Origin of the sequence: Roseisolibacter sp. H3M3-2 (assembly GCF_029211165.1) — a bacterium.
GTDB lineage: Bacteria > Gemmatimonadota > Gemmatimonadetes > Gemmatimonadales > Gemmatimonadaceae > Roseisolibacter.
In genome coordinates this window covers 1-12,351 of record NZ_JARGEK010000124.1, presented here as the reverse complement: position 1 = coordinate 12,351, position 12,351 = coordinate 1, and the positions used below count along the sequence as shown (strand labels likewise).

At 74.3% G+C, this 12,351-nt stretch carries 5 protein-coding genes; all 5 read left to right on the top strand.

Annotated elements, in window-relative coordinates; translation table 11 throughout:
- A partial coding sequence (locus PYV61_RS12050; protein WP_275831777.1) for a VCBS repeat-containing protein occupies positions 1-3,394 on the top strand: 3,394 nt, incomplete at its 5' end.
- Between the two features lie 17 nt (positions 3,395-3,411).
- Positions 3,412-4,770, top strand: a complete 1,359-nt coding sequence (locus PYV61_RS12045) for a vanadium-dependent haloperoxidase (protein ID WP_275831774.1) — start codon at positions 3,412-3,414, stop codon at positions 4,768-4,770.
- 98 nt (positions 4,771-4,868) lie between these two features.
- Positions 4,869-8,180, top strand: coding sequence for a CRTAC1 family protein (locus tag PYV61_RS12040; RefSeq protein ID WP_275831771.1), 3,312 nt, complete (start codon positions 4,869-4,871; stop codon positions 8,178-8,180).
- Between the two features lie 58 nt (positions 8,181-8,238).
- On the top strand, positions 8,239-10,764 hold the full coding sequence (gene ptsP, locus PYV61_RS12035; RefSeq protein WP_275831769.1) for a phosphoenolpyruvate--protein phosphotransferase: 2,526 nt from the start codon (positions 8,239-8,241) through the stop codon (positions 10,762-10,764).
- A 25-nt stretch (positions 10,765-10,789) separates the two neighbouring features.
- Positions 10,790-12,351 (top strand): PTS glucose transporter subunit IIBC (gene ptsG, locus PYV61_RS12030; RefSeq protein ID WP_345785235.1); only part of this gene is annotated, 1,562 nt, incomplete at its 3' end.

Sequence of the window (12,351 nt, the reverse complement as noted above, 5' to 3'; positions counted from 1 at the left end):
CGTGCGCGGCGAGCCGCCCGCCGGCGACGACCCGCCGCCGGCCGCGCGCGGCGAGGCCCCGGCCGCCGACGGCCGCCTGTTCACCCGCCTCCCCTCGTCGTACACGGGGGTGCGCTTCGTGAACCGGCTGGCCGACACGCCCGAGTTCAACGTCTTCACCTACCGCAACTTCTACAACGGCGGCGGGGTGGGGATCGGCGACCTCACCGGCGACGGGCTCCCCGAGCTGGTGCTCACCGCCAACCAGGGCGGGCCGAAGCTCTACCTCAACGGCGGCAAGTTCCAGTTCCGCGACGTCACCCGCGCCGCCGGGCTCACCGCCGGCGGGTGGACGACCGGGGTGACGCTGGCCGACGTGAACGGCGACGGGCGGCTCGACGTCTTCCTGAGCAAGGCCGGCAACGGCACGCCCGCCGAGCGGGCCAACCAGCTGTGGGTGAACGAGGGGCCGGGGCCGGACGGCGTCCCGCGCCTCCGCGAGCGGGCGCGCGAGTTCGGCCTCGCCGACGAGGGGTACGCGACGCACGCCGCGTTCTTCGACGCGGACCGCGACGGGGACCTCGACCTCTTCCTGATCAACAACTCGCCGCGCCCCGTCACGTCGTTCGGGATGCGCAACACGCGCCACGTCCGCGACGCGAACGGCGGCCACAAGTTCTTCCGCAACGATCCTTCGCCTGACGGCTCAGGACGCAGGTTCGTCGACGTCAGCGAGCGGGCGGGGATCCACGGCAGCGAGATCGGCTTCGGGCTCGGGCTCGCGACGGGCGACGTGAACCGCGACGGGCTCCCCGACGTGTACGTCGCCAACGACTTCTTCGAGCGCGACTACCTGTACCTGAACAGGGGGGACGGGACGTTCGCGGAGGTCGGCGACCGCGAGATGCCGGTGATGAGCTACTACTCGATGGGGCTCGACATCGGCGACGTCGACAACGACGGGTGGCCCGACGTCTACACCACCGACATGCTCCCCGAGGACGAGTACCGCCTCAAGGCGGCGGCGGCGTACGAGGGGTGGGACGTCTACCAGACGAAGCTGCGCAACGGCTACCACCACCAGTCGATGCGCAACATGCTCCAGCGGAACAACGGCGACGGCACCTTCAGCGACGTCGGGCAGCTGGCCGGGGTGGACCGCACCGACTGGAGCTGGAGCGCCCTGATCGCGGACCTCGACCTCGACGGGCTGAAGGACGTGTTCGTGACCAACGGGCTGCTGCGCGACGTCACGGATCAGGACTACATCGCCTTCCTCGCCGACCGCGAGACGATGGCCGACGCGACCAAGGGCCGCCGCGTCGACTACATGAAGCTGATCGCGGCGATGGACTCGGCGCCGCTGCCGGACTACGCGTTCCGCAACCGCGGCGACCTGACGTTCGAGAACGCGTCGAAGGCGTGGGGGCTCGACACGCCCAACCTCTCGAACGGCGCGGCCTACGGGGACCTCGACGGCGACGGCGCGCTCGACCTGGTGGTGAACAACGTCCACCAGGAGGCGTTCGTCTACCGCAACAACGCGCGCGCGCTCCACCCCGAGCGGAAGCCGCTGCGCGTCGCGCTCGAGGGGGAGGGGCAGAACCGCCTCGCCGTCGGCGCGCGCGTCACGGTGTGGCACGGCGGCGCGCGCCCGGCGCAGGCGATGCAGGAGCTCTACCCGGCGCGCGGCTTCCAGTCGAGCGTCGACTACGTGCTGTCGTTCGGCCTCGGCGCCGACGCGACGGCCGACTCGGTGACGGTGGCGTGGCCCGACGGGCGCACGACGGTGCGCCGCGACGTCGCGGCCGGCGGGCTCCTCGCGCTGCGGCAGGCCGACGCCGCTCCCGCGCCGGCGACCCCCGCCGCGCGAGGCGTCCCGGCGCGCGCGCTGCTCGCCGAGGCGGGGGACGACGCGGCGGTGGAGTTCGTGCACCGCGAGAACGACTTCGTCGACTTCGACCGCGAGCGGCTGATCCCCAAGCTGCTGTCGACCGAGGGGCCGTACATGGCGCTCGGCGACGTGGACGGCGACGGGCGCGAGGACGCCTTCGTCGGCGGGGCCAAGGACCAGCCGTCGGCCGTGCTGCTGCAGGACGCGGCCGGCCGCCTGCGCGCGTCGCCCCAGCCCGCCCTCGCCGCCGACTCGCTCTCCGAGGACCTGGGCGCCGCGCTGTTCGACGCCGACGGCGACGGGGACCGCGACCTGTACGTGGTGAGCGGGGGGAGCGAGTACTCCGACCTCGCCCCGGCGCTGCAGGACCGGCTGTACCTCAACGACGGGCGCGGGCGCTTCACGAAGGCGCCGGCCGGCGCGGTGCCCACCGAGTACGCCAGCGGCTCGCGCGTGCTCCCGTTCGACTACGACGGCGACGGGGACCTCGACCTGTTCGTCGGCGGGCGCGTGGTGCCGTGGAAGTACGGCGTCGTCGCGCCGCGCTCGATGCTGCTGCGCAACGACGGGCGCGGGCGCTTCGCCGACGTCGCCCCCGAGCTGGCCCCGCAGCTCGCGTCGGTCGGCATGGTCACCGACGGCGTGTGGAAGGACGTCGACGGCGACGGGCGCGCGGACCTGGTGCTGGTCGGCGAGTGGATGCCGGTCACCGTCTTCCGCAACGCCGGCGGCGGGCGGCTGGCGCCGCTCGCGGTGCCGGCGCTCGCGCAGTCGCACGGCTGGTGGAACCGCATCGTCGCCGGCGACTTCACGGGCGACGGGCGCGTCGACTTCGTGGTCGGGAACCTCGGCCTCAACGCGCGCCTGCAGGCGACGCCCGCCGAGCCGGTGACGATGACGGTGAAGGACTTCGACGGCAACGGCTTCGCGGAGCAGGTGCTCGCCACCTACCGGCAGGGGAAGAGCTACCCGCTGCCGCTGCGGGACGACCTGATCAAGTCGATCCCGCCGCTGAAGGCGCGCTTCCTCAACTACAAGGACTACGCGCGGCGCACGATGGCCGACGTGTTCCCCGCCGAGGCGATGCAGGGCGCGGCGGTGCACCGCGCCGAGACGTTCGCGACGACGCTGGTGCGCAACGACGGGGGCGGGAAGTTCACCCTCGTCCCGCTGCCGCGCGAGGCGCAGCTGGCGCCCGTCTACGGCATCCTCGCCGACGACGTGGACGGCGACGGGCGCACCGACCTGCTGCTCGGCGGCAACTTCGACGGCGTGAAGCCCGAGATCGGGCGGCTCGGCGCGAGCTACGGGCTGCTGCTGCGCGGCACGGGCGACGGCTTCGCGCCGGTGCCGGCGGCCGAGAGCGGGTTCCGCGTGCAGGGGCAGGTGCGCGACATCCAGCGCCTGCGCACCCCGGGCGGCGTGCGCTACGTCGTCCTGCGCAACGGCGACCGCCCGCTCGTCTTCCGCCCGACCCCCCGCTCCCAGCGCGCGACGGTCGCCGTCGCGCCGCGCCCGTGACCCCCGCGGTGCCTCCCATGCGGCCCTCCTCCCGCCTCCTCGCCCTCGCGCTCGCCGCGGTCCCCGCCGTCCAGGCGCTGCAGGGGTGCCGCCCCGCGCAGGCCGACGCGCCGCGCGCGCGCACCGACGCCGAGCTGCTGCACGACGCGGTGAAGCAGCTCACCGACGTGATCGTGTACGACATCTTCAGCCCGCCGCAGGCGAGCCGCGTCTACGCCTACAGCACCGTGGCGGCGTACGAGGTGCTGCGGCAGGGGCAGCCCGGCTACCGCACGCTGGCCGGGCAGCTGAACGGGCTGACGCCGGTGCCGGCCCCCGACTCGGGGGAGGTGTCGCTCCCGCTGGCCGGGGTGCACGCCTTCATGTCGGTGGGGCGCGCGCTGACCTTCTCGCGGGCGCGCATGGACTCGCTGCGCGCGGCGCTCGACGACGCGTACCGCGCGCGCGGGCTGTCGGCGCCGGTGGTCGCGCGCTCGGTCGCGTACGGCGAGAAGGTCGCCGAGCACGTGCTGGCGTGGGCCGGGCAGGACCGGTTCAAGCAGAGCCGCGGCTACCCGAAGTTCTCGGTCACCGCCGCCGCGGGCCGCTGGGTCCCGACGCCGCCCGCGTACATGGACGCGGTCGAGCCCAACTGGGGGATGCTGCGCACCTTCGTGATGGACACGGCGACGCGGTTCCGCCCCCTCCCGCCGCACCCGTACGACACCGCCGCGGCGTCGCCGTTCATGCGCGAGGCGCGCGAGGTGCACGACGTGCGGCTGGCGCTGACGCCGGAGCAGAAGGAGATCACCGCCTTCTGGGACTGCAACCCGTACGTCATGCAGGTGCAGGGGCACACGATGTTCGCCCTCAAGAAGATGACGCCGGGCGGCCACTGGATGAGCATCGTCGGGATCGCGTCGCGCAAGGCCGACGCCGACGCCCCGCGCGCCGCCTCGGCGTACGTGCGCACCGCGCTCGCGCTGGCCGACGGCTTCATCGCCGGGTGGGAGGAGAAGTACCGCAGCGCGGTGGTCCGCCCCGAGACGGTGATCAACCAGCTGATCGACGAGCGGTGGGAGCCGCTGCTCCAGACGCCCCCGTTCCCCGAGTACACGAGCGGGCACAGCGTGATCTCGACGGCGGCCGCCGAGGTGCTGACCGACGAGTACGGGGACGGCTTCGCGTACGCCGACTCGACCGAGGTGGAGTACGGGCTGCCGGTGCGCTCGTTCACCTCGTTCCGCCAGGCGGCCGCCGAGGCGGCGATCAGCCGGCTGTACGGCGGGATCCACTACCGCCGCGCGATCGAGCAGGGCGCAGTGCAGGGGAAGCAGATCGGCGAGCTGGTGGTCGCGAAGGTGAAGACGCGCGAGGCGGCGGTCGCGACGCGGTGATGCTCTTCAAGAGCCTTCGACATGATTCACAGGAAACCGGGGGAAGGACTTCGGTCTCGAGTCTCTCCCCTGGTTTCCTGTTAATCCTGTCTCATGTAGTGCTCCTGTCGGCCTGCGCGCCCGCGGAGTCCAAGGCGCCGGCGGGGCCGCCGCTGTTCGAGAAGCTGACACCCGCCGCGACCGGGGTGACGTTCGAGAACCGGCTCCCCGAGGCGGCCGACTTCAACATCCTGAACTACCTGTACTACTACAACGGCGGCGGCGTCGCGGTGGGGGACGTGGACGGCGACGGGCGCCCCGACCTGTACCTCACGTCGAACCTCGGCGACAATCGCCTGTACCGGAACCTCGGCGGCTTCCGCTTCGAGGACGTCACGGCGCAGGCGGGGGTGGCAGGCTCCGAGGGGTGGACGACCGGCGCGACGATGGCCGACGTGAACGGCGACGGGAAGCTCGACCTCTACGTCTCGGCGGTCACGCACCTCGGGCAGCGCGGGCGCAACATCCTGTACGTCAACCGCGGCGACGGGACGTTCGAGGACCGCACCGAGGCGTCGGGGCTCGCGCAGGCCGGCTACGGCACGCAGGCGCTCTTCCTCGACTACGACCTGGACGGGGACCTCGACGCGTACCTGCTGAACCACTCGACGCACAACGAGCGCGAGATCGGCACCGCGGGGCGCGCCGACGGGCGGTCGCCGGCGGCCGACCGGCTGCTGCGCAACGATGCCGGGAAGTTCGTCGACGTGAGCGAGGCCGCCGGGATCCGCGACGGGATCGACGGCTACGGGCTGGGCGTGGTGGCGAGCGACTTCGACGCCGACGGGTGCCCCGACCTGTACGTCGCCAACGACTTCCAGGGGAACGACCAGCTCTACCGCAACAACTGCGACGGCACCTTCGCCGAGGTGGCCACGCGCGCGACGTCGCACACCAGCCGCTTCTCGATGGGCGTCGACGCGGCCGACGTGAACGGCGACGGGCTCCCCGACCTGTTCGTGGCCGACATGCTCCCCGAGCGCGAGGACGTGCTCAAGACGTCGGCCAGCTCGGAGTCGCACAACCTGTTCAACCTGCGGCTGCGCGCCGGCTACCACCCGCAGTACGCGCGCAACACGCTGCAGGTGAACCGCGGCACCCGCGACGGCGCGCCGGGCGTCCCGCGCTTCGGCGACCTCGCCTTCCTCGCCGGCGTGCACGCGACCGACTGGAGCTGGGCGCCGCTGTTCGCGGACCTCGACAACGACGGGCGCCGCGACCTGTTCATCACGAACGGGATCTACCGGCGGCCGAACGACCTGGACTACATCAACTATGTCGGCAACGACGCCAACCAGGCGGCGCTGGTGCGCGGGATCGGACAGCGCGAGCTGGCGCTGCTCGGGCGCATGCCGCAGATCCCGCTCCCCAACCACGCCTTCCGCAACGACGGCGACCTCGCGTTCACCGACATGGCGGCGGCGTGGGGGCTCGGCGACGCGGGGTTCTCCAACGGCGCGGCGTACGCGGACCTCGACGGCGACGGCGCGCTCGACCTGGTGGTCAGCCGCCTCGGCCAGCCGGCGTCGATCTACCGCAACGCCGCGCGCCGCGTGAACGGGAACGGCTACCTCGCCGTGGCGCTGGCGGGGGAGGGCGCCAACACGCAGGGGATCGGCGCGCGCGTCACCGCGTGGGTCGGCGGCGTGCCGCAGGTCGCCGAGCAGCAGCCGACGCGCGGCTTCCAGTCGTCGGTCGAGCCGCGGCTGCACTTCGGGCTCGGCAAGGCGGCGACCGTGGACTCGCTGGTGGTGGCGTGGCCCGACCGGCGCGTGCAGGTGGTGACGGCGGTGCCGGCCAACCAGCGCGTCACGCTCCGCCAGCGCGACGCGGCGGCCGTGCCGGCGCGCCCGCGCGTCACCCCGCAGCCGCTCTTCGCCGACGTCACCGAGCGCTCGGGCGACGCGGCCGTGCACGTCGAGAACACCTTCGAGGACTACGACCGCGAGCCGCTGATGCCGCACCGCCTGTCGGCGGAAGGGCCGGCGCTGGCGACCGGGGACGTGGACGGCGACGGGCTGGACGACGTGTTCGTCGGGGGGGGGAAGTGGCAGCCGGCGACGCTGCTCGTGCAGCGGCGCGACGGCACCTTCCGCGCGCGCCCGCAGCCCGCGATCGCCGCCGACTCGCTCTCGGAGGACGTGGACGCGGTGCTGTTCGACGCCGACGGGGACCGCGACCTCGACCTCTACGTCGTCAGCGCCGGCAACGAGTTCTGGGGGGAGGCCGAGGCGCTGCGCGACCGGCTCTACCTCAACGACGGGAAGGGGGCGTTCGCGCGGGCGGCCGACGCGCTCCCCGCGTTCGCGGAGAACTCGGGGTGCGTGGCCGCGGGGGACTACGACGGCGACGGCGACGTCGACCTGTTCGTCGGCGGGCGCGTGGTCTCGCGCGCCTACGGCACGATCCCGCGCAGCCGCCTGCTGCAGAACGACGGGCGGGGGCGCTTCACCGACGTCACCGACCGCGTCGCGCCGCAGCTGCGTCGCGTGGGGATGGTGGCCGCCGCCGCGTGGCTGCCGCGCCCCGGGGGCGCGCGCCCGTCGCTGGTGGTCGCGGGGGAGTGGATGCCGGTGCGCGTCTTCGCCCCCGACGGCGAGCGGCTGGTCGACCGCACCGAGGCGTCGGGGCTGGCCGGCACCGAGGGGTGGTGGAACGCCGTGACCGTCGCGGACCTCGACGGCGACGGGCGGCAGGACCTCGTGCTCGGCAACCTCGGGCGCAACTCGTACCTGCGGGCGAGCGCCGAGCGGCCGGCGCGCATGTACGTGCACGACTTCGGCGGCACGGGGGCGGTGAAGCAGGTCGTCACCTTCTTCAAGGGCGACACGGCCTATCCGCTGGCGGGGCGCGACGAGCTGGTGCGCCTGATCCCGCCGCTGCGCAGCCGCTACCCGAGCTACGCGTCGTTCGGCGCCGCGACGGTCGAGGCGATCTTCGGCGACGACCTGCGCGCGGCGGCGGTGCTGGAGGCGCGGCAGCTCGCGACGTCGGTCGCGCTGCAGGGGGCGGACGGGCGCTTCGCGCTGCGCCCGCTGCCGGCCGCGGCGCAGGCGGCGCCGGTGCACGCGGCGCTGGCGCGCGACTTCGACGGCGACGGGCGGGTCGACCTCCTCCTCGCGGGGAACGACTTCGGCTTCCCCCCGCTGCTCGGGCGCCACGACGCCTCGGACGGGCTGCTGCTGCGCGGGACCGGCGGCGGCGCGTTCGCGCCCGTGGGCATGGCCGAGAGCGGCATCATGCTTGAAGGGCAGGTGCGCGACCTGAAGCTGATCCGCGGCGCGGACGGCGACCCGCTGGTGGTCGCCGCGCGCAACGGCGACCGCCTGCGCGTCCTCCGGCCGCTCCGCGCGGGCGGCGAGCGGCCCTGACGCGCGAGACCACGGCCCGCGGCGCGCTGCCGGGTCATCACCGTACTCCCCAGCCGACATGCTGACGCTCCTCGCGCCGCTCTCCGGCGTGGTCGTGCCGCTCGACGAGGTGCCCGACGCGAACTTCTCCGGGCGCATGTCGGGCGACGGCGCCTCGCTCGACCCGCTGAGCGACCGCCTGCTCGCGCCGTGCGACGCCGAGGTGCGCGTGGTGCACCGGGCCGCGCACGCGGTGATCCTGCGCGCCGCAGGGCTCGAGATCCTCCTGCACGTGGGCGTCGACACGGTCCGGCTGAACGGCGAGGGGTTCCGCGCGCTGGTGAAGGTCGGCGACCGGGTGCGGGCGGGCGACCCGCTCCTCGAGTTCGACGTCGACCTGGTGGCGCGCCGCGCCCGCTCGCTGCTCACGCAGGTGCTGGTCACCAACATGGAGCGCGTGGCCTCGATCGAGGTCGCGGCGCCGGGGGTGCTCTCGGCGGGGCGGGACGTGCTGATGCGCGTCGCCGTCGCGGCCGACCCCGGGGCGCCGGCGGTCCCGATGGAGGGGGAGGAGGTGCGCTCGCGGCCGGTGCCGATCACGGCGTCGCTGGGGCTGCACGCGCGCCCCGCGGGGGTGCTGGCGACGCTGGCGCGCCGCTTCCGCGCCGACCTGCGCCTGGTCCGCGACGGCCGCGAGGCCGACCTGCGCAGCACGTCGGACATCATGGAGCTGGAGGTCGAGCAGCACCACGTGGTCACGATCGTCGCCCGCGGCCCGGACGCCGCGGAGGCGGTCGACGCCGTGGTCGAGACGCTGACGACGACGCTCGCCCACGACCACGGCCCCCCGGCGGCCGCGACCGCCGCCGCCGCGCGCGCCGGGGGCGCCCCGCCGCGCGCGCTCACCCCGCCCGCCGACGGCGTCTTCCGCGGGGTGTCGGCGTCGTCGGGGGTCGCGGTCGGGAACGTCTTCCAGTTCCGGCACGACGACACCGTCGAGGTGGCGCGCGCCGCGAACCCGAACGCCGAGCGGCGCGTGCTCGACGCGGCGCTCGCCGACGCGGGCGCGCAGCTCCGGGAGCTGCAGGAGCGGCTGACGCGCGAGGCCGACGCCGACCAGGCCGCGATCTTCGAGGCCCACCGCACGCTGCTCGAGGACCCGAAGCTGCTCGACCGGGCGTACGCCGAGATCCGCGACGGGGCCTCGGCCGCCTGGGCGTGGCGCGAGTCGTTCCGGGCGCGCGCCGAGGCGATGGCGGCGCTCAAGAACCCGATGCTGGCCGCGCGCGCCACCGACCTGCGCGACGCCGGGCGCCGCGTGCTGCACCTGCTGGTGAAGGGCCCCGCGCCGACGCCCGTGGTCCCCGTCGACTCGATCGTGGTCGCCGAGGACCTCACGCCGTCCGACGCGACGTCGCTCGACCGCACGCGCGTGCGCGGCTTCTGCACGACGATGGGGAGCGCCACCTCGCACGTCGCCATCCTGGCGCGCGGGCTCGGCATCCCGGCGGTGGCGGGGATCGACCCGCGCGTGCTCGACCTGGCGCCCGGCACCCGCGTGGTGCTCGACGGCGACACGGGGGTCCTGAAGCCGGCGCCGAGCGCGGAGGAGGAGGCGGAGATCCGCCGCCGCCGCGAGGCCGCCGAGCGGACGCGCGCCGAGCAGCTGGCGAGCGCGCAGCAGCCCGCGACGACGACCGACGGGCACCGCGTGGAGGTGGCGGCCAACATCGGCGACGTCGCCGATGCCGAGCGCGTCCTCGAGGTCGGCGGCGAGGGGGTGGGGCTGCTCCGCTCCGAGTTCGTCTTCCTGGAGCGCCGCTCGGCACCCGACGAGGACGAGCAGACCGCGCTGTACGAGCGGGCGGCGCGCGCGCTCGGGAAGGAGCGGCTGCTGGTGATCCGCACGCTCGACGTGGGCGGGGACAAGCCGCTCCCGTACGTGCCGATGGACCCCGAGGCGAACCCGTTCCTCGGCGAGCGCGGGGTGCGGCTGACGCTGACGCGCCCGGAGCTGTTCCGCGCCCAGGTGCGCGCGATCCTGCGCGCGTCGCCGGCCGGGAGGGTGGCGGTGATGTTCCCGATGATCGCGACGCTCGCCGAGTGGCGCGCGTGCCGCGCGATCGTGGAGCGCGAGCGCGAGTCGCTCGGGCTGCCGGCGATCCAGACCGGGATCATGGTCGAGACGGCGGCGGCGGCGCTGCTGGCCGACCAGTTCGCGCGCGAGGCCGACTTCCTCTCGATCGGCACGAACGACCTGACCCAGTACACGCTGGCGATGGACCGCACCAACCCGCGGCTGGCGCCGCAGGTCGACGCGCTGCACCCCTCGGTGCTGCGGCTGATCGAGATGACGGTGCGCGGGGCGCACGCGCACGGCCGCTGGGTGGGGGTGTGCGGCGCGCTGGCCGGCGACCCGACGGCGGTGCCGGTGCTGGTCGGGCTCGGGGTGGACGAGCTGAGCGCCGACGTGCCGCTGGTCCCGGCGGTGAAGGCGCGGGTGCGCGGGCTCTCGCGCGCGCAGTGCGAGGAGACGGCGCGGCTCGCGCTGGCGGCGGAGGACGGGGCGGCGGTGCGCCGGCTCGTGGCAGAGCGTCACGGCTGACCAACGGAGACGAGAGCCCATGAACGTGGTGAAGCGCGCCTTCGGCGTCCTGCAGAAGATCGGCAAGGCGCTCATGCTCCCCGTGGCCGTGCTGCCGGCCGCCGGCATCCTGCTCGGCGTGGGGAGCGCGAAGTTCATGCAGGAGCTGTCGCCGGCGGTCGCCAACGTGATGGCGCAGGCCGGCGGCGCGGTGTTCGGCAACCTCGCGCTGATCTTCGCGATCGGCGTCGCGCTCGGGCTCACCGCCAACGACGGCGTGGCGGCGCTGGCGGCCGTCGTCGGCTTCGCGGTGATGACGGCGACGATGGGCGTGATGGCGCCGTTCGTCGGCTACGAGCCGAAGCCGATCATGGGGATGCCGTCGATCGAGACGGGCGTCCTCGGCGGGATCATCGTCGGCGCGCTGGCGGCGGCGCTGTTCAACCGCTTCTACCGGATCCAGCTCCCGCCGTACCTCGGCTTCTTCGCCGGCAAGCGCTCGGTGCCGCTGCTGACGGCGGTGGGCGCGATCTTCCTCGGCATCGCGCTGAGCCTGGTGTGGCCGCCGGTCGGGCGCGGGATCGACGCCTTCTCGCACTGGGCGGCGAACGGCAACCCGGCCGCGGCGTTCTCGATCTACGGCGTGGTCGAGCGGTCGCTGATCCCGTTCGGGCTGCACCACATCTGGAACGTGCCGTTCCAGAACCAGATCGGCGAGTACATCCACCCGATCACGGGGCAGATCTACCGGGGCGAGATCCCGCGCTACGCCGCCGGCGACCCGACGGCCGGCTACCTCGCGGGGGGCTACCTGTTCAAGATGTGGGGGCTCCCGGCGGCGGCGCTGGCGATGTGGCACACGGCGCGTCCCGAGAACCGGAAGCGCATCGGCGGCATCATGATCTCGGCCGCGCTGACGTCGTTCCTCACGGGGATCACCGAGCCGATCGAGTTCGCGTTCCTGTTCGTGGCGCCGGTGCTGTACGCCGCGCACGCGGTGCTCGCCGGCGTCGCCTACCTGGTGTGCGTGCTGCTCGGCATCCGCCACGGGACGACGTTCTCGAACGGGCTGATCGACTTCGTGGTGCTCTTCCCGAACTCGACGCGCGGGCTCTGGTTCCTCTGGCTCGGCCCCGTGTGGGCGCTGCTGTACTACGGGTTGTTCCGCGGCATGATCACGCGCCTCAACCTCAAGACGCCGGGGCGCGAGATCGAGGAGGGGGTGCCCGGCGACACGGTGACGCCCGAGGCGATGGCCGGCGAGGGCGGGCAGATCCCGGGCGCGCGCGACCCGCTGCCGGGCGCCGCGGCCGGCGGGATGGCGCCGCGGCTGGTCGAGGCGTTCGGCGGGGCGGGGAACATCCGCGCGCTGGACGCCTGCATCACGCGCCTGCGCGTCGAGGTGAACGACCCGGCGCGCGCCAACGACGCGGTGCTCCGCTCGCTGGGCGCCTCGGGGGTGCTGCGCGTGGGGAGCAACGTGCAGGCGATCTTCGGAACGCGGTCGGAGAACCTGAAGACCGACATGGAGGAGTGGATGCGCGGCGCCGGCGCCGCGCCCGCCGTCGTCGCCGCCGCCGCGCCCGCGCCCGTCGCGGCGGCGGCACC